The following is a 23,571-nucleotide window of genomic DNA, read 5'->3' as shown; positions in this document are numbered from 1 at the left end:
CGGGGCCGGCAAGGGGGTCAGCTCTGCGACTCGCGCAGCCAGACTGTGGTGGCGCCGGGCAGCCTTCCGCCGACCAGCGGGCTGCTGGCCAGGAGCACCTCGCCTGACGGCAGCGCTGCGTCATCCTCACCGAAGTTGGTGACCGTCACCCACCCTCCCGGGCGTCGGAAAGCCAGGACGTCGTCGCGGCCAGTCTCGATCCACTCCAGGGTCTCGTCGGTCTGCAGTTCGCGTCGCAGGTGCAGGGCCGCACGGTACATCTCCAGCGTGGATCCGTCCACGCCCTCCTGTGCCTCGACCGCGTAGTCGGCGAACCACTGCGGCTGGGGGAGGTGGGCCGAGCTGGAGCCGAACCCGAACGTGGGGCCCGTGCTGGACCAGGGGAGCGGGACCCGGCAGCCGTCGCGACCCTTGTCGACGCCCGGACTGCGGAAGAACGTCGGGTCCTGCCGAGCCTCGTCGGGGATGTCACCGACCTCATGGAGTCCCAGCTCTTCTCCCTGGTACAGGTAGGCGGACCCAGGAAGCGCGAGCTCGAAGAGCGTCGCAGCCCGGGCCCGGCGCTGGCCCTTCTCACGATCGAGCTGGTCCTCGGGAGCACCGGCGAGCACCCAGGCAGCGCCCTGCTTCCGATCCTGCTCCGTGGTGCCCACGGTCTCCGGCAGCGGCGGGAGGCCGTACCGGGTGGCGTGGCGGACGACGTCGTGGTTAGACAGCACCCACGTCGAGGAGGATCCGGACTCGGCGGCGAGGCTGAGGCTGTCCACGACGACGTCCTTGAACGCCGCGGCGTCGAACTCTTGGGTGAGCAGGTCGAACTCGAAGGCCTGCCCCAGGCCCTCGGCGCTGGCATACCGCGGCCGGCGGTGCCGTTCCACCCAGGCCTCAGCCACCGCGGTGCGAGGCGGGTCGTAGGAGTCGAAGACCCTGCGCCATTCCGCATAGATCTCGTGGACCTCGTCACGGTCCCAGATCGGGTGCTGGCCGGCGTCGCGCGGGATCGCGTCCAGCTCCGCCTCCGAGGGCAACGGGTCGGTGAGGTCCTTGGTCAGGGCGTGGGCGACGTCGATGCGGAAGCCGTCCACACCGCGGTCGGACCAGAAGCGCAGCGTCTTCAGGAAGTCGGCACGGACCTCGGGATTGGCCCAGTTGAAGTCGGGCTGCTCTGGGGCGAAGAGGTGCAGGTACCACTGGCCGTCCGGGACTCGGGTCCAGGCCGGTCCGCCGAAGATGCTGGTCCAGTCGGTGGGCGGCTCGGCGCCCTCGGGGCCGGTGCCGTCACGGAAGATGTAGCGCTCGCGCTCCGGTGAACTGGGTTCGGCCGCCAGGGCCTGGCGGAACCATTCGTGGCGGTCGGAGGAGTGGTTGGGGACGATGTCCACGACCACTCTGATGCCTTCGGCGTGCAGGGCGGCCACCATCTGGTCGAACTCTTCGAGGGTGCCGATCTTCGGGTCGACGTCGCGGTAGTCGTCGACGTCGTAGCCGCCGTCGGCCAGGGCGGAGGGGTAGAACGGGCTGAGCCAGACGGCATCGATGCCCAGCTGGGCCAGGTAGGGGACCCGGGTGATGATGCCCTGCAGGTCGCCGATGCCGTTGCCGTCTGCGTCGGCGAAGGAGCGCGGGTAGATCTGGTAGACGGCTGCCTGGCGCCACCAGTGCGGGTCGATGCCGGAGATTCGCACCTCGGGTGCGGCGGCGCGGGTGTCAGTGCTCAATTGCTGGTCCTTTCCTGGAGAAGCGTGGGCAGATCGTCCCCGGTCTCGGGAGCCTCGCGGCTGGTGAGTCGTCGGCGGGAGCGTGAAGCGACGGACCCGTGATCGACCTGACATCACGGGTGATCGGCGACGCGGTGAGCCGGGAGACGGGTGAGCTACGACATAAATATAGACCATAAATAAAAGTCACGCAATACTATTGTGACGGCGGATCGGGGCGTCAGAGCAGCTCCGCTGGCTGATCCGGCCAGGGCCCCGGGTGCTATCAGAAGGGAGTGTCTCCATGCAGCAGCTGCGACGGGAGAACGCCCGGCGCGTCCTGGAGCACATGTGGGGATCCGGGGCGGCCACGGCCTCGGAGCTCATGGAGCTCACAGGACTGACGCGCGCCACCGTCCTCACCCTGTGCAAGGCGTTGGTCGACGAGGGTTGGCTGACCTCCGCGGGGACCGCCCGGCGTCGAGGTGGACACTCGACGGGTCGGCCCGCGCTGCGGTACGCCTTCCGGCCCGACGCGGCCTACGTGATCGGAGTCGACGCGGGACAGCACGGAATCTCGGCGGCTGTCGCCGACCTTCGGGCCAACGAGGTCGGTCGCGCGCATCGCCGTCTCGATCCTGAAGTGCTGGACCCAGGATTCCGGCGTGACGAGGTCGATGAGGCGATCGATTCAGCCCTGACCGCGGCGGCCGTGGAGCCGGAGCGCATCCGTGCCATCGTCCTCGGGGTTCCGGCCCCGGTGGATCTGGACGGACTGTCCCCGGGGGACGCCAACCCCTTCTGGCGGCGCATGAACCCCGACCTCATCACTCTTGGTGATGCACGGGGGTGGCCCGCCATCGTGGAGAACGACGCCAACCTGGCCGCCCTCGCGGAGCTCCGCCTCAGCGCCGAGGCCCCCGAGTCCTCCTTTGCGGCGCTGCTCTCGGGGGAGCGTTTCGGCGCCGGGATCGTGATGAACGGCGAGCTCGTCCGCCAGCCGCGCGGCCGCACCGGGGAGATGGGCTTCCTGGACATGGTCGAGGGCGTCGGGTCGTCCGAGGGGCTCGGCGGCCTCGCCCGCCGGCTGGCCCGCGATGCCCTGGCGCAGGGGAGGCGGGACAGCAGCCTGGCAGGCGTCGGCGCCGACCGCGTCCAGGCGGAGCACGTCTTTGCCGCCGCCCACCGGGAAGACCCGCTGGCCCTGGAGATCGTCGAGGATCTGGCCGGACGGCTCGCCCGCGTGTGCATGCTGCTCGGCGGCCTGCTCGACATTGACCGCGTGGTGCTGTGCGGCGCCGTGGCCCCGGCCCTGGGAGACCTCATGGAGGCGGTGCGGCGTCGGCTGCCTGAGAACCCCTACGCCCCCTGGCTGCACGTGGAGGCCTCCACGCTGGGGGCGGACGCCGTGCGGGCCGGAGCGGTGCGCTGCGCGATCGACCATGTGCGGGCGCACGCCCTCGAGGTGTGACGGAGACGTCAGTCCCAGCGGAAGGTCGCCGTGGCGATCCCGGTTCCCACCACCGCCGTCACTCCCAGGCTGAACCAGTGCTGCCAGTCGACGTTCTCGCCGAGCCAGGCCGCCTGGAGTCCTTCGACGCCAGCGCCGAAGGGAAGCCAGGCGCCGATGTCGGCAAGCGTGTCCGGCAGATTCGCCATGCCGCCGAAGAGTCCGCCCAGCGCGCCCATCCCGAAGAAGAGGACCAGTCCGATCGCCACCGCGGAGTTCGTGGTCGGTGCCAGTGCAGCGATCACCAGCCCGACGGCATACATGGCGGCGAAGACCAACAGGAGCACCGCCAGGGCGGTCAGGAGGTGGGTGGGCAGACTGGCATCGAAGAAGATCATGGCCACGCCCACGGCCAAGGCCAGCCCGAGCAGGATCTGCAGGGCGCTCACGACGAACTGCGCGACCAGCACCATCATCGGTGAGGCCGGTGTGACGGCGAGACGCCGCAGGATCCGGAACTTCCGGTAGCTGGCCAGGAAGCTGGGCATGTTGATGACCGCCACAGTGGCGATCACCAGGACCAGCACCAGCGGCATGACGTAGACGTCCATCGCTGTCAGGCCTCCGCCGACGCTCTCACCGGCTGCGGCGGAGCCGCTCATGACCATGATCAGCAGCGGCAGACCCAAAGGGATGACCAGGCCCGCGGTGTCGCGGACGACCATCCGGGCCTCGGCGTCGACCATGAGCAGCCAGGCCAGGGGCCCGGGGCGTCGCCCGGAACGGACCGAGGACTCGGCGGGTGCGGCGGTGCCGCCGGGGGAGTGGGTCTCAGTGTTCATCATCGTCCTCCTCGGTGGTGATCGGACCGCCTGTCAGTGTGACGAAGGCGTCCTCCAGCGTGTCGGCTCCGGCCTTCTGCCGGACCTGCTCGGGGGTGCCCTCGGCGATGATCTGACCGGCGTCGAGGATGGCGAGCCGGTCGCACAGCGTCTCGACCTCGTCCATCGCGTGGCTGACCAGCAGCACGGTCCGGTCCTGCAGCGACTCGATCAGGGCCCAGATCCGCCGTCGTGCGCGCGGATCAAGCCCTGTGGTGAGCTCGTCGAGGATGACTACGGAGGGATCGCCGACCAGGGCGAGAGCGATCGAGAGCCGCTGCATCTGCCCGCCAGAGAGATCGTCGAAACGGGTGGAGGCCTTGTCGGTGAGCTCCACCATCGACAGAGCCTCGTCCGTTCCGAGCGGGTCGGGGTAGAAGCTGCGGTAGAGGCGGACCAGCTCTCGACAGGTCAGCGAGCCATGCAGCATGGCCTCCTGCAGCTGGACTCCGAGGATCTGACGGACTGCGGTGCGGTCGCGCCAGGGGTTCAGGCCCAGGATGCGGACCTCTCCGGCGTCAGGGCTCCGCAGTCCCGCAATCATCTCCACGGTCGAGGTCTTGCCCGCTCCGTTGGAGCCGAGGAGGCCGAAGACCTCCCCGCGCCGGATACCCAGGGAGACGCCGTCGACCGCGCGGCGCGTGCCGTAGCTCTTGGTGAGCCCCCGCGCCTCCACGGCGAGTTCTCCGGAGGGACCTCGGCTCTGCAGTCTCTCAGGGGCCGAGTCCGGGGGTGTTCTGTGCTGGGTTCGTCTCGTCATGGTTCCACTCTTCCGGCCGGCCAACGCCGACGCCTGTGCCCGGGGTCATGACCTGTGCCCATGACTTTCGGCACCCCTGCCTCTCGGAGCAGGTGGATAGGGTGGGTCCATGTCACGTCGTGCGGAGGAGCTCTCAGGCGGTCTGATCCTGGTCATGTGTGCCGGGATCGGCATCCTGCTGCTCGTGGCAGGGGAGCGCCCGCTCATCCCGCTGCCCGCCTGGGCGGCGCTCTTCGGTGTGTCGCTCGCGGCCGTGCTGGTGGCCGCCAGCGCCCCGCGCAGCCGTGCGCTGGAGCTGGGCTCCTACGGCGCCGCCGTGGTGACCTCGTGGCTCGTCATGGGCACGATGCCGCAGCAGGGGATGCTGGCCGTCCTGCTCGTGGTGATCGCCGCGGTGGGGACGTACGTGGTGTCGCTCCGGGTGACGCTCACGGTGGTGGGGCTGAACTGCCTCGTCATCGCCGCATCCATGGCTCTGCATCGGGCGGACCTTGTCGAGGCCAGCGCGTCGACCGTCTTCTACCTGTTCATCCACCTGGCCGCGGTGTTCAGCTCGGTGGCTCTGAACCGCGAGTCGCGGCTCAGGCGTGAGCTGGAGCAGCGCACCGTCGAGCTCACGGCCGCCTCTGTGGTCCTCGAGGCCGAGGCGCGCAACGCTGAGCGACTGCGGATATCACGAGAGCTCCATGACCAGATCGGGCACCAGCTCACGGTGCTCAACCTGGAGTTGGAAGCGGCCCGGCATCGCGCCGCGGCCGAGGCCGAGTCGCACCTGGTCCGGGCGGCAGGCGTGGCCAAGGAGCTGCTGGCAGATGTGCGTCGCACCGTCGGACAGCTGCGTGCCCAGGGAGATCTCGGCGTCGAGGAAGCCCTGCGCCGGATCGCCGCGGGCGCGGCTGACCTCGAGGTGAGAGTGGACGTCGACCCTGAGGTCGAGCTGGACGAGGAGCAGACCGCCGCCCTCATCCGCGCCGGGCAGGAGATCATCACCAACACGCTTCGACACGCCGAGGCCCATGAGCTCGGCATCACGATCGCCGCCCGGGACGGCAGGGTCACGCTGCAGGCGGCCGACGACGGCCGAGGCTCGCCGGAGATCCGCCCCGGCCACGGTCTGACCGGCGTGCGGGAACGGATCGGGCATCTTGGCGGCGAGGTCGCCTTCGAGGGACGCCGCGGCTTCCAGGTGGAGGCCTGGTTCCCCGTGTCCCGGGACAGAGTCGGGCATGGTCGCTGACGTGCCCGGCGCGGCGCCTGAAGCTCTCGGGGGCGGCGAGTCCCCGCCCAGCGCATCCGGGTCGACCCCGGCCCGCGTCGTCGTCGTCGACGACCAGACTCTGGTGCGGCAGGGCATCCGCACTCTGCTGGACCTCGCCGGGATCATGGTGGTCTCCGAGGCGTCCGACGGCGCCCGGGGGCTGGAGGAGATCCTGCGGACAGAGCCCGATGTGGTGCTCCTGGACCTGCGCATGCCTCGCCACGACGGCCTGTGGCTGCTGCGTCGCCTGCGTGAGGACGGCCATGAGGTGCCGGTGCTGGTGCTGACCACCTTCGACGATGACGAACTCGTCCTGGAGGCGCTGCGCGCAGGGGCTCGCGGCTATCTGCTCAAGGACGTGACGGTGGAGCAGCTCTCCGTGGCTGTCCGCACGTTGGCCGCCGGTGGCACGCTCATCGCTCCGTCGATCACCGGCAGGCTGCTGGAGGCCATCCGCAGCGGGCCTGCGCCGGGAGGGGAGGGCCCTGCGGTGATCCAGGAGCTCACTGAGCGCGAACTGGAGGTGCTGCGGCTGGTGGCGGAGGGGTACGCGAACCGGCAGATCGCCGAGCTCGTGCACCTGGCCGAGGGCACCGTGAAGAACCACATCTCCACGATTCTGCAGAAGCTCGGGGCACGGGACCGCACCAATGCGGTGCTGCGTGCCCTGCATGAGGGGATCCTCGGCTGACCTGGCCCGGAACAGGTGCTAAGTTGTCCATGGATCGTCCGCCTCGATCGCCTCTCCGGCGCCCCGAGGGGACCCTGCCCGATGACGAGCGGAGTTGAACATGAGCACCATCCCGGCCCAGCTGAAGTACAGCGCCGAGCACGAGTGGATCGCCACCACGGACACCGAGGGCGTCGTCCGTGTGGGGATCACCGACTTCGCCCAGGACGCCCTGGGCGACGTCGTCTACGTGGAGCACCCTGAGACCGGCAGCATCGTCGCCGCCGGTGACGTCGTCGGTGAGGTGGAGTCCACCAAGTCCGTCTCGGACATCTATGCCCCGGTCGCCGGCGAGGTGGTCGCCATCAACGAGGCCCTGGAGGCCGACCCGGGTGCGGTCAATTCCGACCCCTACGGCGGAGGATGGCTGTTCGAGGTCAAGCTGACGGATGCGGCAGCGCTGGACTCGCTGCTCTCTGCCGAAGACTATGAAAGCCAGGTAGGCTGAGACGAGATCGCTGAAGGGAAGGGAGGCCGCTGTGTCCACGACGCCGGGTGCACCGGATGAGCGCGAGAACATCGCTGAGACCACGAGCATCTCGCTGCCGCCGGCTGACGCGAGTGCCGCGCAGCCGCGCCTGACCGAGGATGACCGTGAAGCCATCGCCGCCCTGCCGCAGGGGTCGGCGCTGCTGATGGCGCATTCGGGGGCGAACCAGGGGGCACGTTTCCTCCTGGACAAGGACGTCACCACAGTGGGGCGTCACCCGGAGGCGGAGATCCTCCTCGACGACGTCACCGTCTCTCGCCGGCATCTGACCTTCAGCCGGGTCGACGGCGGCTTCGAGCTCGAGGATCTGGGCAGCCTCAACGGCACCTACGTCAATCACGACCGGGTCGACCGCTACACCCTCAGGGCCGGGGACGAGGTGCAGATCGGAAAGTTCCGGCTCACCTACTATGCCGGCAGCAAATGAGCCGGGTTTGCTGCTGAGCAGGTTATCCTGAGGCTGGTCTCTGCTCCTTCCCCCTGAGCCCGAAAGAGGATGCGCCGTGAGTGTCTCGCCCCTGAGGAAGCCGAAGGCGTCCGCCGAGGACGTCGACCCGGCGACCAAGCACGTCTTCACGATCTCCGAGGTCCTCCGTGAGCTGCAGAGCGACTTCCCGGACCTGACGGCGTCCAAGCTCCGCTTCCTCGAGGAACGGGATCTCGTCGAGCCGGCACGCACCCACTCGGGCTATCGCAAGTACTGTGCCGCCGACGTCGAGCGGCTCCGTTTCATCCTGGCTCTGCAGCGCGACCGATACATGCCCCTGGACGTCATCAAGAAGACGATGGACGCCCTGGATGCCGGCGAGCAGCCGGATGACCTTCCGGAGGCGGCGCCGGTGGGACCCCGTGAGGTCACCACTGAGATGGCCGCGCAGATCACCGGACGGATCCGTCCGCTGACCCGGAAGGAGCTGCGTGCCCAGTCGGGTGCCACGCGCGGGATGCTGGACACCCTGGAGAAGTTTCGGATTATCCGAGCCGATGCGGAGGGCACCTACAGCCATCACGACCTCAAGGCCGTCAAGGCTGTGCGTGTGCTCGCCCGCTATGGGCTCGAGCCCAAGCATCTGGTGAACATCCGCCGCTCAGCGGACAACGAGCTCGATCTCATCGGCCGGGCTATGGCGCCCTACGCGGCCCGCAAGGACGCCGCCGCCCGTGCCCGCGTGGCCGAGTCGTCCAAGGAGATGCTGCAGTCCCTCAAGGATCTGCGCTCCTCGATGATGGACACTGCCGTGGAGTCCCTCGACAAGGACTGACACGCCGCGTGGACCGGTAGCCGTCTTCGTCACCGCCCCGACCGTCGTCGCGATCATGCCTGAAGGCCGCTGACGTGCGGGCAGGTCTGGACAACTGCTCCCTGTCCCGGTGACTATGGAAGTGCACGGACGTCGTGCGCGAGAGTTCGCGCCGCACCCGAGGCGACGTGCACCGGAGCGGGGGAGGTCGCAGTCCGATGACACAGCGGCAGATCCGACTAGATGTGGTGGGCGTCCGCATTGAAGTGCCCTCGCACCAGCCCGTGGTGATGCTCCGTGGGGCCGAACCAGGAACTGAGGATCTCCACGTAGCGATCATGGTGGGAACCTCGGAGGCCACCGCCATCTCGATGGGGATGGACGGCCAGACCCCACCGCGGCCGATGACACACGATCTCCTGGTGGAGGCGCTCTCCACTTTGGCTGAGGGCGTCGAATCCATCGAGATCGGCCTACTCGACAGCTCCACCTATTTCGGCACGGTTCGGCTGCGTCGCGGGCAGGTGCTCGATTCCCGCGCCTCGGACGCCATCGCGGTGGCCGTGCGCACCGGCTCCCCGATCACCATGGCCGAGTCCACGTTGCGAGCCGTGGCCGTGACTCCGCGCTATCGGACAGCTGAGGGCGGGGAAGCCCAGGGTGCCGCCGGTGGGCCCCAGCGGCCCGCATCCCCCATGGGGACGAGCCCGGAGGCCTCGGATGTGGCCAAGCGTGGTCCCATCTCCGCCGACGAGATCAAGGAGTTTCAGAAGTTCCTCGACGGCGCGGAGCCGGAGGACTTCGGAAAGTCGAATTCCTGAGCGTGGGGCCTGTGCGCCTGTCAGCCCCGGGGAGTAGAGTGTGGACGTCATGGGGCGGGGCCGTTCCGCAGGTGACACGCGCATCTGACGACACGCCGAGGGGGCAGGACCGGATGTCTTTGACCCCTGGCTGTCGCCGTTCTACCGTCGAGGAAGAAGGTTTCCGCATGCGTCGTCCGGACTCGCTCAGTCGTCACCGCGAGGTGCGGTCTGCGGGCGACGAACTTCCCCCGGCGGGACCGCACCGAGGAGGCAACACGTGAGTCTTGATTCTCGCGCCGACGAGCAGCGGGCGCAGAGCAGAACCCCGGAGGGCGCGCACCGTGCGTCATCCAGACCCGCGCTGCAGCAGCGGCTGTTCGACGACGGTCTTCCGGACCTCGACGAGGAGATGGGCTATCGGGGCCCGATCGCCTGCGCCGCCGCGGGCATCACCTACCGTCAGCTGGACTACTGGGCGCGCACTCAGCTGGTGCAGCCCTCCCTGCGCAACGCGTCCGGTTCCGGCTCGGCACGCCTGTACTCGTTCCGGGACATCCTGGTGCTCAAAGTGGTGAAGCGGCTGCTGGACACCGGAGTCTCATTGCAACAGATCCGCAGCGCCATCGAGCACCTGCGTGAACGCGGCGTGGAGGACCTGGCGCAGATCACCTTGATGTCGGACGGCGCCTCGGTCTACGAGTGCACCTCCGCGGATGAGGTCATCGACCTGGTCCAGGGAGGTCAGGGGGTGTTCGGCATCGCCGTGGGCAGGGTGTGGCGCGAGGTCGAGGGCAGCCTTGCCGAACTTCCTCGTGAACGCTCCGACGTGGAGGATCAGACTCCCGCTCCGGTCTCCGCCGAGCAGGCGGCCGGCTCGGAGTTCTCAGCATTCAGCCAGCAGGATGAGATCGCGAAGATGCGCGCTCGGCGTCGCTCCCAGGCTTCCTGAGCGGCAGGACGGACGGGGCGGCAGAGGATCGCCCACGTCGAGGTCCTGGCATGGCGAAGGGGCCCGATCATCTGATCGGGCCCCTTCGCCATGCCAGGACCTCTGCCCTCGACGGTTCAGAGGAGCTGTTTGAGCAGCTCGTCGAAGGATCGCGCCAGGTCGCGCGCCTGGTCCCCGGGCCACTGGTGCACCGGATAGGCGGCGCCCTGGATCTGCTGCCAGAAGGCGTTCTCCTCGAGCACCGGCAGCATCAGCTTCTCCTGGTAGAGCCGCTCCATCTCCAGGAGGCGGTACTCGTGCTCGGTGGAGTCCGCCCGGGCACGGTTGACCACCACGCCTGCGGATTTGAGCTGCGGGGCGTACTCGTTGGAGAACAGGCGGATCGCACGCATCGTGCGCTCAGTGCCGGCCACTGAGAACAGGCTCGGCTCGGCGACCAGGAGCACCTGGTGGGAGGCTGCCCAGGCGATGCGGGTCAGCCCGGCCAGCGACGGCGGGCAGTCCACCAGGACGAGGTCATAGTCGGTCAGGCCGGTCAGCAGGGTGCGCAACCGTCGCATGTCCCGTGGTCGGATGTCCGGGCGGTCGAAGGTGGCCGAGAGGGCCGAGCCGACGACGACGTCCAGCCTGGCGTCGGCGCGCAGCTCCTCGGGGAGCAGGTCCAGCCAGCCGGACCGCACCACGTGTTCGGAGATCCGGGTGCGGCGGGCGTCCTTGAGGAGCTGACCCGCCTCCGTGCCGGAGCCACGGGAGACCGCGAGGCCGGTGGTCGAGTCAGCATGCGGGTCGAGGTCGATGACCAGCGTCCTGACTCCTCGTTGGAGGGCTGCCGACGCCAGCCCCATGGTGACCGAGGTCTTCCCGACCCCGCCTTTCAAGCTGGACACGCTCATGATCTGCACAGGTCCCATCATAGGGATTCCCCGCACGTTTGTGGTGGCGACGTCCCGGGACGTCCGGGTGTGACGGGGATCCGTGCCCAGGTGACAGGCGCGGCGAGTCCCCTCACTGTCCGAAGGAGCCGCCGGGATCGGCTGCGGAGGGGGCTGACTCTCCGGCTGCGGCGTGAGCGGCGCGGTGCCCATGGAGGCCGCTGAGGATATGCGAGGTCATAATCGCCTCGGCCCAGCGGGCGTCCCCGGACTGAGCGGCGAGGATCAGCTCGTCGTGATGCATCAGTGATCGGGCCAGGGCCTCCTCTGAGTAGGCGGCGAAGACGTGAGCCACCAGCAGGGGAGTGACCAGGTGCAGGGCCGAGGAAGCGAGCGCGCGGTTGTCGGCTGCGTCGAGGAAGACCCGGTGGAACTCGTTGTTCAGCCGCGAGAGCTCGGGGCGCCGCGAGGAGTCCTGGGCCATGGCATGCATGCGGTCGCTGAGCTGCCGCAGCCGCTCGAGGTGATCTTCTCGCAGACGGGGCACTGCGTCGGCCACCACCGCGGGTTCGACCCGCGCACGAGCGTGATAGATCTGTTCGATGTCCGCGAACGCGTACTCCCGGATCCGCGCGCCCCGGTGGGGCACCAGGTCCAGGACCCCCAGTGCCGCCAGCTCGCGCAGCGCATCGCGCACCGGCGTGCGGGAGACGCCGAGCCGCTCGGCGAGGGCACCTTCGCGCAGCCATTGTCCGCCGGTGTACTCGCCGACCGCGATCAGGCCGAGCACGTCATCGCTGAGCGGGGCCATCGACTCTCCCCTGCGGCTGGTCCGGCCATCGGGCGGCGGCGAGATCGTCGCGACTGCCGCCGCGGGCGACGAAGGAAGTGACCGGGAAGCCGGTCATCGCGGTGACATCGGTGGCCAGTCGGCGGTGCTGCTCGAAGTCGATCCCCGTCGAGATGCCCATGCTGTGGAGCAGGTGGAGCAGGTCCTCGGTGGCCATGTTGCCCAGCACCGTGGGATCGCCGGGGAACCACATGTCCCCGCCCAGGCCGGAGAAGGACGTCTCCAGCCAGTCCGCCCCGGCGGAGAGTGCGGCCAGCGCATTGGCCGGGGCGAATCCGTTGCGATTGTGCAGATGCGCGCCGCAGCCCAGCTCCGGGTGAAGGTCGCGGACCTCGGCGATGCCGTCGTGGACTTCGCCAGGGTGCTCCTCGCCGGTGGTGGTGGCCAGATACACGGCCGCCGCTCCGGCTTCCAGGGCGCCCTCGACGACGGCGAGACGCTCGGCCCGAGACACCGGTCCGCGGCAGGGCGCGAAGAACGCGCAGGCCACTGCGACGATGAGCCTCTGACCGACGTCAGCGGCGATCCGCCCGATCTCTTGGATCTCTGCGATCAGCTGGGCCGTCGTGCGGTTCTGGTTCTTCAGGGCCATCCCGTCGTCGGCGGGGACGACGACGGCGACGTCGTCGATCTCGCATTCGGCGGCACGTCTCATGCCGCGCAGGTTGGGCACCAGCGCCCGATAGGTGACACCGCGGTCGCGAGGGACCTGTCGCAGCAGCTCCTCGGCGTCGGCGAGCTGGGGGAGCACCCGGGGGTGGGCGAAGGAGGCGACCTCGACCTCTCGGACCCCGGCGTCGATGAGCCGATGGACGATCTCGAGCTTGGTCTGGGTGCTCACCGGGGTGCTGATCGCCTGGAGGCCGTCGCGCAGACCGACCTCCACCACACGGGTCGTGTCCGGCAGCCCCCAGGCCTGTCTCAGCGTGGTGGGCGTGGAGTGGGCGGTCATCGGATCACTCCCTGAGCCCGCAGCCCTGCGCGGGCATCGTCGTCACGGCCCAGCTCGGACAGGATCTCGTCGGTGTGAGCGCCCAGCGCCGGGCCGGGCCACCGCACGGCTCCGTCGGTGCGGCTGAGCCGGGGGAACGTGTTCTGCATGGGGACCTCCCCGAGCACCGGATGGGGCACGGCGGTGATCGACTCCCGTGCCTGGTACTGCGGGTCGGTCAGCATCTCCTGCGGGCGGAAGATCTTGCCCACCGGCACGGCGTGGGCCTCAAGGAGCTCTTCGAGCTCCTCGGCATCCAGACCGGAGGAGAACTCGGCGATGATCTGGTCGAGCTCCGCCTGGTGCTCGCCACGTGCGTGATGATCGACGAATCGTGGATCCTCAGCAAGCTCAGGGTGGCGCATGGCCTCGGCCAGGCGTCGGAACACGGTGTCCTGGTTCGCGGCGATGATGGTCCACACTCCGTCGCGAGTGGGATAGACGTTGCTGGGAGCGAGCTTCGGCAGGATGGAGCCGCTGCGTTCGCGCTGGACTCCGCCCAGTGCCCAGTCCGGCACCAAGGACTCCATGACGGCGAGCACCGACTCGTAGATCGAGGCATCCACGATCTGGCCGCGGCCGCTGCGATGGCGTTCGTGCAGGGCCGACAGGGCGCCGAGCGCGGCGAAGGTCGCGGCGAGCGTGTCCCCGATGGAGATCCCGACCCGCGAGGGCGGGGTCTGCGGGTCGCCGACGATGTAGCGTAGTCCGCCCATCGCCTCGCCGATCGATCCGTAGCCGGGGCGGGTGGAGTAGGGGCCGGTCTGGCCGAATCCGGAGACCCTGACCATGACCAGGCCGGGGTTGTCCTCGATGAGCTCCTCCGGTGCCAATCCCCAGCGCTCAAGCGAGCCGGGCCGGAAGTTCTCGATGAGCACGTCGCATCCGGCGATGAGCTCGCGGGCGATGCGCTGGCCGGGGGCCGAGCGCAGGTCCAGGGCCAGGGAGCGCTTGTTCCGACCGAGCACGGCCCACCACAGCGACTCGCCCTGCGGATGGGCGCGCCCCCATTGGCGCAGCGGATCCCCAGTGGTGGGCTCCTCGATCTTGATGACGTCAGCGCCCATGTCGCCGAGGAGCTGGCCGCAGAACGGACCGGCGATCAGCTGGCCCATCTCCACGACCCGTACGCCGGCCAGCGGTCCTGTCGCCGGATGAGCGGCCTCGCCTCTCGGGTCCTCTGCCGTCGTCGATGGGGCCATCGTGGTGGGTCCTCCTGGGTGGGTCGGGCCGGCCGCCTCGGGCGGGGGCAGTGAGCGAAATCACACACAATAGTATACGATTCCTTCCGTCGCCGCGTCCGCCGTCGCCGAATCGACACCAGATGGCTGCAGTGGAGCCTCTCAGGCCTCCGCAGCCCACGTGGGGCAGTCAAGTGGCAGCAGCTTCGTATACAACTTTCCGAAGGATATGGACATGAAGGAACCCATCCGAAGGCCATGGATCTGGGCCGTGCTGGGCGCGCTCGTCCTCTTCAACGCCCCATGGTTCCTGCCGGAGGGCAGCATCGAGCCGTTCCTGTTCGGCATCCCGTACTGGGTCGTCATCGTGCTCGCCCTCTCGGCAGGGCTCAGCGCGTTCCTCACCTGGGTCTGCCTCACGCAATGGAACATCGTCGAAGACGAGGAGGAGGCGAAGAACCATGGATGACGAGACCATGGACGCTCAGCTCGCCTTCGCCGGTGCCGACGCGATCATCATCCTGTGTCTCTACGCGGCCGCGATGATCCTCATCGGCTGGCTGTGCGGCCGGGGCAAGGGTCTGGGCCGCAGCGTCAGCGAGTACTACCTGGCCGGGCGGAACCTGGGCGTGATCACGCTCTTCTTCACCTTGTACGCCACCCAGTACAGCGGCAACACGGTGGTCGGCTACGCTCCACAGGCCTATCGGGAGGGCTTCTCCTGGTTGCAGTCGATTCCGTTCTTCACCGTGATCATCGGCATCTATCTGCTCTTCGCGCCCCGGCTCTACGCGGTGGGGAAGAAGCGCGGCTTCGTCACGCCGACGGACTGGATCAGCCAGCGCTTCCACTCCCGGGCGGTCACGGCACTGGCCATCGTGCTGATGCTCTGGGGCCTGGCCAACTACCTGTTGGAGCAGCTGGTCGCGATCGGCCACGCCGTCTCCGGGCTCACCGGCGGGGCCATCCCCTATGGATGGGCCGTCATCGCCTTCATCGTGGTCATGCTGGTCTATGAATGGCTGGGCGGCATGCGCGCGGTCGCCATCACCGATGCGATGCAGGGGATCATCCTCATGGTCGGCATCGTGATCATGCTGGTCGGCGCCCTCGCCCTGACCGGCGGCGGGATCACGGACCTCACGGCCTCCATCGCGGAGAATGAGCCGGAGAAGATCGGCGTTCCTGACACGCTGACCTCGATCAACTGGCTCTCGATGCTCGTGATCGTGGGATTCGGCGCGGCCATGTACCCCCACGCCATCCAGCGCATCTACTCCTCACGGTCCGAACGGATCCTGAAGCGGTCCCTGGCCCGGATGACCTGGATGCCGTTCATCACCTCCGGGCTGGTCTTCGTCGTCGGCATCATCTGCATCGACCTCTACCCGGGGCTGGACGTCTCTGCTTCCGAGGAGCTGGTCGGGATGCTGGCCAACGACGTCGCCTCGCTCAACCCGTTCTTCTACTGGACGATGGTGATCCTGTTCGGTGCCGTGGTCGGCGCGATCGTCTCCACCGCGGACTCGGTGCTGCTGAGCTTCTCCTCAATGATCTCCCACGACATCTACGGCAAACTCATCCGTCCTGCCGCCTCGGACAGGCAGAAGGTGCTGGTGGGCAAGATCACCGGCATCGTGCTCATCGCGCTGCTGCTGTGGATCGCCTGGAACCCGCCGGGCACGCTGTATCAGATCTTCGTGCTGAAGTTCGAGATCCTGGTCCAGGTGGCGCCGGCGTTCGTGCTCGGACTCTACTGGCGGCGGCTGTCCTCGACCGCGGTGTTCTGGGGCATGCTGGTCGGGGCCGCAGTCGCCGCCGTGATGACGCTCAGCGGCCACAGCACGTTCCTCGGTGTGCACGGCGGCACCTACGGGCTGCTGCTGAACTTCGGGATCTGTGTGGTGGGGTCCTGGCTGCGGCCGCCCAGCGCAGAGAGCCAGCGGGCCACCGCGACGCTGACCGAGAGCGCGACACCCCCGGCCCGAGGCTGAGCCCCGTCGGGCCCTCGCGGAACGGAGGGCCCGACGGGCCGGGCTCGGCAGCGGGGAGGGCAGGTTCAGCTGACCGTCATCTCGCCCATCTCGTCCCAGTCGTCGCCGTCGATCTTCCGAGAGATGATCTTCGGGGTCGACACCAGCGCCTGGTGCATGGGGCTGCCCTGGGCCGTGGCCTTCTGGAAGTGCTCGCTGGTGACGTGCGCGGCCGCGGCGTCGTCGTCGAAGGCCTCGACGAGGACGTACTCGTTCGGGTCCTCCAGGCTGCGTGACCACTCGTACCACTTGTTGCCGGGTTCGGCCCGCGTCGCCTCGGTGAACTCACGGGTGATCTCGGGCCACTGGTCAGCCAGCTCTGGCTTGACCTGGAACTTCACGACGATGAAGATCATGGATCTCTCCTTCGGGTCGGGAGGGGGATGGGCTTCGGGCAGGCGTCAGGAGAACTGGATGCCGCCGTCCACCAGTATGGTCTGTCCGGTGATGTAGTCGGAATCGGGGGACGAGAGGAACGAGACGAGCTGGGCCACGTCCGCTGGCACCGACACCCGCCCCAGCAGGATGGAGCGCGCGTTCTGCTCCAGGGCTTCGCCCTTCTGCAGCCCTTCCTTCGCGCCGAGCTTCTCATCAATGAGATCCCACATGGCGGTTCCCACGATTCCGGGACCATAGGCATTGACGGTGATGCCGTGCTCGGCCCACTCCATCGCAGCTGCCTGGGTCAGCCCACGGACCGCCCACTTGGAGGCGGAGTACGGGCCAAGCAGCGCGAAGGGCCGGAAGGCGACGATCGAGGCCGCGCCGATGATCTTGCCCCCGGTGCCCTGGGCGATCATCTGCCGGGCGGCGGTCCGGTAGGAGAGGAACATCCCGGTGACGTTGACGTCCAGCATGGTCTGGAAGTCGGCGACGGAGTAGTCGACCAGCTCCTCCACCTGGGCGATTCCCGCATTGGCGACGAAGACGTCCAGCTGTCCGCCGACATCCGCGGCGGTCCTGACCAGTGCCTCGGTGGATGCCTCGGAGGTGATGTCGACCTCCGCCTCGGTCGCGGTGCCGCCGGCCTCACGGATCGTCTGCGCCGTCTCTTCCACCCCCTCGACGGCGCCTGGCAGGTCAGCGACCACGACGTGCAGTCCATCGCGGCCGAGCCGTTCGGCGATGCCCCGGCCGATGCCTCGGGCCCCACCGGTGACCACGGCGGTTCGAGCTGTGTGCTCCTCATGGCGGGCCCCCGCAATGGCGTCAGGGATGGGATCGGTGCTCATGTCAGCCTCCAGTGCTGGATCGATGGACTGGTCCGATGCGGGGCGCCGAGATGCCGGCGAGACGATCGGTGGCAGCATTCTGCTCACATCGCATCCACGTGGTGGAAGTCACGTTCTCACCAGATGAGAACACGGCGGCCTGGAGTCGCTGAGGCAGGAACGGGCGGGGCGCCGGGTCAGCCGGCGGCGCGCAGGTATCGGCTGCAGCGTCCGGCGTACTCCCGCAGCGCCGCCTCCACCTCCCGCTCCCGGCTGCTGCCCTGCTGAGCGGGCATGCTGATCGCCAACGCGCCTACGTTGACCCCCTGGGCATTGCGTATGCCCACCGCCGCGCAGGTCTGTCGCGCGATGAACTCCTCCTGCTCCCAGGCGATCCCTCGGGTGGACACGTCCTGGAGGTGGTCGGCCAGCAGCACGGGGTCCACGATGGTGTGCTCGGTCAGTCGGACCATCCCTCGGGCCCGCAGATAGGCCGAGCACTGATCCTCCGGCATCCCGGAGAGCAGGATCTTTCCGAAGGCCGTGGCGTGGGCTGCCTCATGGAAGCCGAACCGCAGCGGCCGCAGCCGGGGGTGGGTCTCGCAGTCCGAGAGGTGAGTGAGCAGGATGTCCGACCCCCGGTAGATCGCGAAGTAGGCCGCGGTCCCCAGAGTGCGGTGCAGCTCGTCGGTGGCCTGTCTGATCGGGGAGGGGGCGATCAGCCGCTGTCGGAAAGACAGGCCGAGGTCGAAGACCTTCGGACCCAGTTCGAAGCGGCCCGCCTTACGCAGGTGGGTCAGATACCCGGCGTCGACCAGCTCGTGCAGCAGCCGATAGACGGTCGGCAGAGGTATCTCGAGGCGCTCGGCGACCTCCTTGGCGCTCGCGCTGCCGCTGCCGGAGACCGCCTCCAGCACGGAGAAGACCCGTGTGATCACAGCAGTCTGTGGCATGGGCTCCTCCTCTTCCCGTGCCCGCCCCGGGCACGGATCGGGGTTCTCATGTGATGAGAATCGACCTGGTGACAGTGTGGCAGATCACATAGCTTCAGGGCACCCGCTGGCAGCAGCCTACGCAGCAGACGAAGGAGCAGACTCATGGTCTTCCCTGCGAAGTACCCCTCGCTCAATGCGACCCAGATGACGGAGGAGGCGCGGCAGGCGCTGATCCGTGTCCTGCGCATCGCCTTCCCCCACCCGCAATTTTCGGACGGTCCCTATGAGCGCACCGCGGACACCATCCTCAAGGAAGCCGAGGAGGAGACCTGGTTCCGAGTCGCGCTCACCCAGGGACTGCTCTCGCTCAACCACCTCGCCGGGGGCGATTTCCGTGAGGTCGACTCGGACGAGGCACTGAGGATCCTGCGGCGGGTCGACGGTACCGAGTTCTTCGGTTTCGTCCGGCGCACCGCGGTGCTGAACCTCTATGACGACGCCGAGGTGTGGGAGGCCGTCGGCTATGAGGGGCCGTCCTTCGACAGAGGGGGCTACCTGCACCGCGGGTTCGACGACCTCGACTGGCTGCCTGACCCGAGGATCGAGTACCCCGAGGGCGAGCAGATGCCCGACATCGCCCCGCACGCCCTCGAGGTGCCGCGCCCGGCCGCCGAGGAACGGCGCGTCGACAGCACCAATCAGCCCGGCACCACGAGCTCCGACATGGAAGAGGTGAAGAAGTGATGGCAGGATCCACGAACGGCGCCCGCATCGAGGCGGAGGAGGACGCCGTGGTCATCATCGGATCCGGCGCCGGTGGAGGGACCTTGGCCCACGAGCTCACGGGCCGTGGTATCCCCGTGGTGGTCCTCGAGGCCGGTCCCCAGCTCACGGGTGAGGACTATGTCAATGATGAGTGGGAGGCCTTCAATCAGATGGCCTGGCTGGATCCGCGGACCACCAGCGGCTCCTGGCGCATCGCCCGGGACTTCCCCAACCTTCCGGCCTGGATCGTCAAAGCGGTGGGAGGGACCACCACCCATTGGTCGGGTGCCACACCGCGGTTCAAGAGCCATGAGTTCAAGGCCCGCAGCGTCTACGGGCGGGTCGACGACGCGGATCTCCTGGACTGGCCGATCAGTCTTCAGGAACTCGAGCCGTACTACGACCTGGCGGAGCAGGCCATGGGATCCACCCATGTGCACGGGCGCAAGCCGCTTCCTGCCAACAACAATTACAAGGTCTTCGCCAACGGCGCCGAGAGGGTCGGCTACCGCTTCTACGCCACCGGCCCCTATGCCACCAACGCGGAGGAGTATGACGGGCGACCGGCCTCCATCCAGGACGGCTTCAACTTCCAAGGGGACAAGAACGGCTCCAAATGGTCGATCATGGTCCGCGAGATCCCCCGAGCGCTGAAGACCGGGCTGCTGGACCTCCGGCCGGAGTCCCAGGCCGTGCAGATCACCCATGACGCCGAGGGCACGGTCGATGCCGTCCTGTATCTCGACTCTGAGGGGAATCTTCACCGCCAGAGAGCGAAGGTGGTGTGCGTGGCGGCCAACGCGATCGAGACCTCCAGGCTGCTCCTGCTCTCGGCCACCCCGGCATTCCCCGATGGGCTGGCCAACTCCTCCGGTCATGTGGGACGTCACTACATGCGCCATCTCACCGGGACCGTGTGGGGCCAGTTCGAGAATCCGGTGCGGATGAACCGCGGGGAGACGATGGCCGGGGTCATCTGCGACGAGTCGCTGCACGACCCGGACCGCGGATTCGCCGGCGGCTACTACATGGAGACCATCTCCCTCGGACCGGCGTTCATGGCGGCCTTCGCCGAGCCCGGTGCCTGGGGGCCGGACTTCACTCGACTCATCGATGCCTACGCAAACACCGCCGGGATGTGGATCGTGGGGGAGGACATGCCCCAGGCGTCCAACCGCGTCACGCTCAACTCCACGGTGAAGGACCAGAACGGGCTGCCGGTGCCCAACGTGCACTACGACGACCACCCGAACGACGTCGCCATGCGAGAGCATGCCTACGGGCAGGGGGAGAAGGTCTACCAAGCGGTGGACGCGGTCTCGACTCATCGCACTCCGCCGTACCCGTCCACGCACAATCTGGGGACGACCAGGATGAGCGAGCGGCCCGAGGAGGGCGTCGTCGACCGCTGGGGACGCTCCCATGATGTGTCCAACCTGTTCATCAGCGACGGTTCGGTGTTCACCACTGGTGCGGCGGCCAATCCGACCCTGACCATCGTCGCCCTGGCGATCCGCCAGGCGGAGTACATCGCCGAGCAGCTGAGGGCTCAGTCGCTGTGAGCGGAACCACGGAGAAGACGCAGGACTCGGCTGCCGCGCGGGGGGCGGTCGGGTCGCTGCCGGCGCCGGACGAGACGCTGCTGGCGGCGCTCGAGGCCACGGGTGTGGCGCTCGGCCTCCGGGCGACCGACCGGTTGGCCGCCGCCCACGACGCCTCCCACTACCTGCTCACCCCGCAGGTGGTCGTGCGGCCCTGCGACGTCACAGAGGTCGGACGGGTCCTCGCGGCCTGCCGTGACGCCCGGGCCCCGGTGACCTTCCGTTCTGGAGGCACCAGCCTCAGCGGCCAGTCCGTGACCGACGCGGTCCTGGTGGACACCCGGCGCGGCTTCCGCTCCGTGGAGGTCCTCGACGACGGTGCCCGCGTGCGCGCCGGCCCCGGGAGCACCGTCCGCTCGGTCAATGCGCGGCTGATGCCCTACGGCACCAAGCTCGGGCCGGACCCTGCCTCGGAGATCGCCTGCACCATCGGGGGAGTCGTGGCCAACAACTCGTCCGGGATGGCCTGCGGCATCGAGGCCAACACCTACCGCACCTTGGACTCTGCGGTCCTGGTGCTGCCCAGCGGCACCGTCGTCGACACCGGGGCCGAGGACGCCGACGCCCGGCTGCAGGCCGGTGAACCTCGGATCCACGCCGGCCTGCAGCAGCTGCGCGAAAGGATCCGCAGCGATCCGGAGTCGGTGGAACGGCTGCGGCGGCTCCATTCCCTCAAGAACACGATGGGCTACGGGCTCAACTCCTTCCTCGACCACGACCGCCCGGCGGACATCCTCGAGCATCTGGTCATCGGAAGCGAAGGGACCCTCGCCTTCCTCTCCGAGGCCACCTTCCACACCGTGCCGGTTCGGCCGTACGCCTCCACCGGCCTGCTGGTCTTCGCCAGCCTCGCCGACGCCGCGCGGGCCATCCCTGCACTCGTAGAGGTCGGGTTCGCCACCGTGGAGCTCATGGATGCCGCCAGTCTGCGGGTCGCGCAGCAGGACCCGCAGGTCCCCGCCGATCTCGCCGGTCTCGACATCGTGGGACACGCCGCTCTCCTCGTGGAGCTCCAGGAGCCCGACGCCGCCGCCCTCGCCGAACGGATCGCCGCGGCCGATCAGGCGCTCGCAGGACTGCCGCTGGCGACGATCGACGCCGTCTCCCCGGACGCCCCCGGGAGCCTGCTCTCCCAGGACTCCGCGCGGCGGACGGCGCTGTGGAACATCCGCAAGGGCCTGTTCACCGCAGTGGCCGGCAGTCGGCCCAGCGGCACCACCGCCCTGCTGGAGGACATCGCGGTGCCCGTCGAGCGGCTCCACCACACCTGTGAGGAGCTGATCGCCCTCTTCGAGGCGCACGGCTACCAGGACGCCGTGATCTTCGGACATGCCAAGGACGGCAACATCCACTTCATGATCACCGATCGTTTCGACGACGACGGCGGCACCCTGCCCCGCTACGAGGCGTTCACCGAAGACATGGTCGACCTGGTCCTGCGCCATGGCGGCACGCTGAAGGCCGAGCACGGCACCGGACGCATCATGGCGCCCTTCGTGCGCCGTCAGGTCGGCGACGAGCTCTACGCCGTCATGCAGGAGGTCAGAGCTCTCATCGACCCCGATGCTCTGCTCAACCCCGGAGTGCTGCTCAGCGAGGACCCGCAGGCCCACCTGCGTGACCTCAAGACGAGCCCCACGGTGGAGGAGGAGGTCGACCGCTGTGTGGAGTGCGGCTACTGCGAGCCGGTCTGCCCCAGCCGCGACCTCACCACCACCCCGCGGGAGCGCATCGTGCTCCGCCGGGAGATCGCCCGGGCCGAGCGACGCGGCGACGAGGAGCTCGCCGAGCGCCTGCGCGTGGAGCACCGCCACGACGTCGTGGACACCTGTGCGGCCGACGGCATGTGCCAGACGGCCTGCCCGGTGCTCATCAACACCGGCGACCTGGTCCGCCGGCTGCGCGCCGAGGCCGTCGGACCTGCTGAACAGGCGGTGGGACGCGCCGCCGTCACAGGCTGGGCCGGTGCCGCCCGCGGGGCAGGGTTGGCGCTGAGCGCCGCCCACCGGCTGCCGGCGCCGCTGACAGCTGCGGCCACCGACCTCGGACGGGCGCTGCTGGGCAAGGACCGGGTCCCGCGCTGGACGCCTGATCTGCCCGAGGGAGGGACGCCCCGCCCGCGGCTCCGGGACCCCGCGGCTCAGGCCGTCTTCTTCGCCGCCTGCACGGGCACCATGTTCGGCCCTGCGCAGGGTCGCCGCCCTGGTCGAGGCGACGACGGACAGGACGGCGTGGCGGCCGCGTTGATCCGGCTCTCAACGGCCGCCGGAGTGCGCCTGCGCACCCCGGCGGCGCTGCCGCATCTGTGCTGCGGGACCCCGTGGAAGTCCAAGGGGCTCACCGACGGTTACGACGCCATGCACGACAGGGTCGTGCGCGCCCTGGAGAGCGCCACCGAGGGAGGCCGGCTGCCGGTGGTCTGCGACGCCTCCTCCTGCACCGAAGGACTGCAGCTGATCGCCGAACAGGCCGGATTCACCGTCCGAGACGCCGTCGAGCACGTCGCTGCGGAGGTGCTGCCTCGGCTGGAGATCCCGACGAACCGCCGGTACGGACGGATGGTGCTCCACCCCACCTGCTCTTCGGGCCGGCTGGGGCTGGACCCCGACCTGCACCTCCTCGCCGAGGCCGTCGCCGAGGAGGTGCACGTCCCGCAGGACTGGGGATGCTGCGCCTTCGCCGGGGACCGCGGCATGCTGCACCCCGAGCTCACCGCCTCGGCCACCCGGGCCCAGGCCGCGGAGGTCCTCGCCTTCGGTGGGGATGTCCATGCCTCGCTCAACCGCACCTGCGAGCTGGCGATGAGCCGCGCCACCGGGCGGCCCTACCGGCACATCCTCGAGCTGCTCGACGAGGTGGTCACCCGGTCCTGA

23 protein-coding genes are annotated in these 23,571 nt (G+C 68.8%); 13 read left to right on the top strand and 10 right to left on the bottom strand.

Annotated features, from left to right (window positions below; genetic code table 11):
- Window positions 1–17: 17 nt before the first annotated feature.
- A complete protein-coding gene (locus ODE13_RS13545) occupies window positions 18–1,718 on the bottom strand; it encodes a glycoside hydrolase family 13 protein (protein WP_322479734.1) in 1,701 nt (566 codons plus the stop codon).
- A 283-nt stretch (window positions 1,719–2,001) separates the two neighbouring features.
- Between ODE13_RS13545 and ODE13_RS13540 the strand changes: the two genes are divergently transcribed.
- Entirely contained in the window at window positions 2,002–3,168 is a 1,167-nt protein-coding gene (locus ODE13_RS13540) for an ROK family transcriptional regulator (RefSeq protein ID WP_322479733.1), read from the top strand.
- Between the two features lie 8 nt (window positions 3,169–3,176).
- On the opposite strand, the gene ODE13_RS13535 is transcribed toward ODE13_RS13540, so the two are convergent.
- Window positions 3,177–3,992, bottom strand: a complete 816-nt coding sequence (locus ODE13_RS13535) for an ABC transporter permease (RefSeq protein ID WP_322479732.1) — start codon at window positions 3,990–3,992, stop codon at window positions 3,177–3,179.
- Window positions 3,979–4,788, bottom strand: coding sequence for an ABC transporter ATP-binding protein (locus ODE13_RS13530; RefSeq protein ID WP_322479731.1), 810 nt, complete (start codon window positions 4,786–4,788; stop codon window positions 3,979–3,981). The genes ODE13_RS13535 and ODE13_RS13530 overlap by 14 nt, the downstream gene beginning before the upstream one ends.
- 109 nt (window positions 4,789–4,897) lie before the next feature.
- On the opposite strand from ODE13_RS13530, the gene ODE13_RS13525 reads away from it, so the two are divergent.
- The 7 genes from ODE13_RS13525 (at window position 4,898) to ODE13_RS13495 (ending at window position 10,259) form a co-directional block, all read left to right on the top strand.
- Window positions 4,898–6,025, top strand: coding sequence for a sensor histidine kinase (locus tag ODE13_RS13525; RefSeq protein WP_322479730.1), 1,128 nt, complete (start codon window positions 4,898–4,900; stop codon window positions 6,023–6,025).
- Entirely contained in the window at window positions 6,015–6,737 is a 723-nt protein-coding gene (locus ODE13_RS13520) for a response regulator transcription factor (RefSeq protein ID WP_322479729.1), read from the top strand. The genes ODE13_RS13525 and ODE13_RS13520 overlap by 11 nt, the downstream gene beginning before the upstream one ends.
- 100 nt (window positions 6,738–6,837) lie before the next feature.
- Window positions 6,838–7,224 carry a glycine cleavage system protein GcvH gene (gene gcvH, locus ODE13_RS13515; protein ID WP_179540198.1) on the top strand — a complete coding sequence of 129 codons (387 nt, stop codon included), beginning with the start codon at window positions 6,838–6,840 and terminating at the stop codon, window positions 7,222–7,224.
- A 31-nt stretch (window positions 7,225–7,255) separates the two neighbouring features.
- Entirely contained in the window at window positions 7,256–7,693 is a 438-nt protein-coding gene (locus tag ODE13_RS13510; RefSeq protein ID WP_179540197.1) for an FHA domain-containing protein, read from the top strand.
- A 76-nt stretch (window positions 7,694–7,769) separates the two neighbouring features.
- Window positions 7,770–8,528 (top strand): MerR family transcriptional regulator, encoded by a 759-nt coding sequence (locus ODE13_RS13505; RefSeq protein WP_322479728.1) that lies wholly within the window; start codon window positions 7,770–7,772, stop codon window positions 8,526–8,528.
- Window positions 8,529–8,725: 197 nt separating this feature from the next.
- A complete protein-coding gene (locus tag ODE13_RS13500; protein ID WP_322479727.1) occupies window positions 8,726–9,328 on the top strand; it encodes a bifunctional nuclease family protein in 603 nt (200 codons plus the stop codon).
- Window positions 9,329–9,671: 343 nt separating this feature from the next.
- On the top strand, window positions 9,672–10,259 hold the full coding sequence (locus ODE13_RS13495) for a MerR family transcriptional regulator (RefSeq protein ID WP_322479790.1): 588 nt from the start codon (window positions 9,672–9,674) through the stop codon (window positions 10,257–10,259).
- Window positions 10,260–10,375: 116 nt separating this feature from the next.
- Here ODE13_RS13495 and ODE13_RS13490 read toward each other — a convergent pair whose 3' ends face one another.
- The 4 genes from ODE13_RS13490 to ODE13_RS13475 form a co-directional block, all read right to left on the bottom strand.
- Complete coding sequence (locus ODE13_RS13490) at window positions 10,376–11,161, bottom strand: AAA family ATPase (protein ID WP_179540195.1); 786 nt, start codon at window positions 11,159–11,161, stop codon at window positions 10,376–10,378.
- Between the two features lie 103 nt (window positions 11,162–11,264).
- Entirely contained in the window at window positions 11,265–11,942 is a 678-nt protein-coding gene (locus ODE13_RS13485) for a GntR family transcriptional regulator (RefSeq protein WP_322479726.1), read from the bottom strand.
- Complete coding sequence (locus ODE13_RS13480) at window positions 11,923–12,933, bottom strand: hydroxymethylglutaryl-CoA lyase (protein WP_322479725.1); 1,011 nt, start codon at window positions 12,931–12,933, stop codon at window positions 11,923–11,925. Before ODE13_RS13480 ends, ODE13_RS13485 begins: the two co-directional genes overlap by 20 nt.
- Entirely contained in the window at window positions 12,930–14,174 is a 1,245-nt protein-coding gene (locus tag ODE13_RS13475) for a CaiB/BaiF CoA transferase family protein (protein WP_179540192.1), read from the bottom strand. Before ODE13_RS13475 ends, ODE13_RS13480 begins: the two co-directional genes overlap by 4 nt.
- Window positions 14,175–14,388: 214 nt before the next feature.
- Here ODE13_RS13475 and ODE13_RS13470 point away from each other — a divergent pair, with 214 nt between their 5' ends.
- Together ODE13_RS13470 and ODE13_RS13465 are read left to right on the top strand one after the other, a co-directional pair.
- Window positions 14,389–14,622, top strand: coding sequence for a hypothetical protein (locus ODE13_RS13470; protein ID WP_218881849.1), 234 nt, complete (start codon window positions 14,389–14,391; stop codon window positions 14,620–14,622).
- Entirely contained in the window at window positions 14,615–16,147 is a 1,533-nt protein-coding gene (locus tag ODE13_RS13465; protein WP_218881848.1) for a sodium:solute symporter family protein, read from the top strand. Before ODE13_RS13470 ends, ODE13_RS13465 begins: the two co-directional genes overlap by 8 nt.
- A 65-nt stretch (window positions 16,148–16,212) precedes the next feature.
- Here ODE13_RS13465 and ODE13_RS13460 read toward each other — a convergent pair whose 3' ends face one another.
- The 3 genes from ODE13_RS13460 to ODE13_RS13450 all read right to left on the bottom strand — a co-directional run bounded on the left by ODE13_RS13460 (window position 16,213) and on the right by ODE13_RS13450 (window position 18,350).
- Window positions 16,213–16,542 carry a putative quinol monooxygenase gene (locus ODE13_RS13460; RefSeq protein WP_179540190.1) on the bottom strand — a complete coding sequence of 110 codons (330 nt, stop codon included), beginning with the start codon at window positions 16,540–16,542 and terminating at the stop codon, window positions 16,213–16,215.
- Window positions 16,543–16,587: 45 nt separating this feature from the next.
- Window positions 16,588–17,418, bottom strand: coding sequence for an SDR family oxidoreductase (locus tag ODE13_RS13455; protein WP_322479724.1), 831 nt, complete (start codon window positions 17,416–17,418; stop codon window positions 16,588–16,590).
- Between the two features lie 176 nt (window positions 17,419–17,594).
- Window positions 17,595–18,350, bottom strand: a complete 756-nt coding sequence (locus ODE13_RS13450; RefSeq protein ID WP_322479723.1) for an IclR family transcriptional regulator — start codon at window positions 18,348–18,350, stop codon at window positions 17,595–17,597.
- Between the two features lie 144 nt (window positions 18,351–18,494).
- Here ODE13_RS13450 and ODE13_RS13445 point away from each other — a divergent pair, with 144 nt between their 5' ends.
- Genes ODE13_RS13445 through ODE13_RS13435 form a run of 3 tightly spaced genes read left to right on the top strand, consistent with a single transcriptional unit; the run spans window position 18,495 to window position 23,571 of the window.
- Window positions 18,495–19,076: a hypothetical protein gene (locus ODE13_RS13445; protein WP_322479722.1), complete on the top strand. Its 582-nt coding sequence runs from the start codon at window positions 18,495–18,497 to the stop codon at window positions 19,074–19,076.
- Window positions 19,076–20,659 (top strand): GMC family oxidoreductase, encoded by a 1,584-nt coding sequence (locus ODE13_RS13440; RefSeq protein WP_322479721.1) that lies wholly within the window; start codon window positions 19,076–19,078, stop codon window positions 20,657–20,659. The genes ODE13_RS13445 and ODE13_RS13440 overlap by 1 nt, the downstream gene beginning before the upstream one ends.
- Window positions 20,656–23,571, top strand: coding sequence for an FAD-binding and (Fe-S)-binding domain-containing protein (locus tag ODE13_RS13435; RefSeq protein ID WP_322479720.1), 2,916 nt, complete (start codon window positions 20,656–20,658; stop codon window positions 23,569–23,571). Before ODE13_RS13440 ends, ODE13_RS13435 begins: the two co-directional genes overlap by 4 nt.

Source organism: Nesterenkonia sp. HG001 (assembly GCF_034438835.1).
GTDB lineage: Bacteria > Actinomycetota > Actinomycetes > Actinomycetales > Micrococcaceae > Nesterenkonia > Nesterenkonia xinjiangensis.
Note: the sequence above shows the minus strand (reverse complement) of the source record. Positions and strands in the feature narration are given on the sequence as shown.

Coding starts and splice junctions, on each gene's coding strand:
- ODE13_RS13500 (WP_322479727.1), top strand. CDS start 8,726: ATGACACAGCGGCAGATCCGACTAGATGTGGTGGGCGTCCGCATTGAA.
- ODE13_RS13465 (WP_218881848.1), top strand. CDS start 14,615: ATGGATGACGAGACCATGGACGCTCAGCTCGCCTTCGCCGGTGCCGAC.
- ODE13_RS13530 (WP_322479731.1), bottom strand. CDS start 4,788: ATGACGAGACGAACCCAGCACAGAACACCCCCGGACTCGGCCCCTGAG.
- ODE13_RS13470 (WP_218881849.1), top strand. CDS start 14,389: ATGAAGGAACCCATCCGAAGGCCATGGATCTGGGCCGTGCTGGGCGCG.
- ODE13_RS13475 (WP_179540192.1), bottom strand. CDS start 14,174: ATGGCCCCATCGACGACGGCAGAGGACCCGAGAGGCGAGGCCGCTCAT.
- ODE13_RS13540 (WP_322479733.1), top strand. CDS start 2,002: ATGCAGCAGCTGCGACGGGAGAACGCCCGGCGCGTCCTGGAGCACATG.
- ODE13_RS13520 (WP_322479729.1), top strand. CDS start 6,015: ATGGTCGCTGACGTGCCCGGCGCGGCGCCTGAAGCTCTCGGGGGCGGC.
- ODE13_RS13450 (WP_322479723.1), bottom strand. CDS start 18,350: ATGCCACAGACTGCTGTGATCACACGGGTCTTCTCCGTGCTGGAGGCG.
- ODE13_RS13480 (WP_322479725.1), bottom strand. CDS start 12,933: ATGACCGCCCACTCCACGCCCACCACGCTGAGACAGGCCTGGGGGCTG.
- ODE13_RS13485 (WP_322479726.1), bottom strand. CDS start 11,942: ATGGCCCCGCTCAGCGATGACGTGCTCGGCCTGATCGCGGTCGGCGAG.
- ODE13_RS13460 (WP_179540190.1), bottom strand. CDS start 16,542: ATGATCTTCATCGTCGTGAAGTTCCAGGTCAAGCCAGAGCTGGCTGAC.
- ODE13_RS13455 (WP_322479724.1), bottom strand. CDS start 17,418: ATGAGCACCGATCCCATCCCTGACGCCATTGCGGGGGCCCGCCATGAG.
- ODE13_RS13440 (WP_322479721.1), top strand. CDS start 19,076: ATGGCAGGATCCACGAACGGCGCCCGCATCGAGGCGGAGGAGGACGCC.
- gcvH (WP_179540198.1), top strand. CDS start 6,838: ATGAGCACCATCCCGGCCCAGCTGAAGTACAGCGCCGAGCACGAGTGG.
- ODE13_RS13525 (WP_322479730.1), top strand. CDS start 4,898: ATGTCACGTCGTGCGGAGGAGCTCTCAGGCGGTCTGATCCTGGTCATG.
- ODE13_RS13445 (WP_322479722.1), top strand. CDS start 18,495: ATGGTCTTCCCTGCGAAGTACCCCTCGCTCAATGCGACCCAGATGACG.
- ODE13_RS13535 (WP_322479732.1), bottom strand. CDS start 3,992: ATGATGAACACTGAGACCCACTCCCCCGGCGGCACCGCCGCACCCGCC.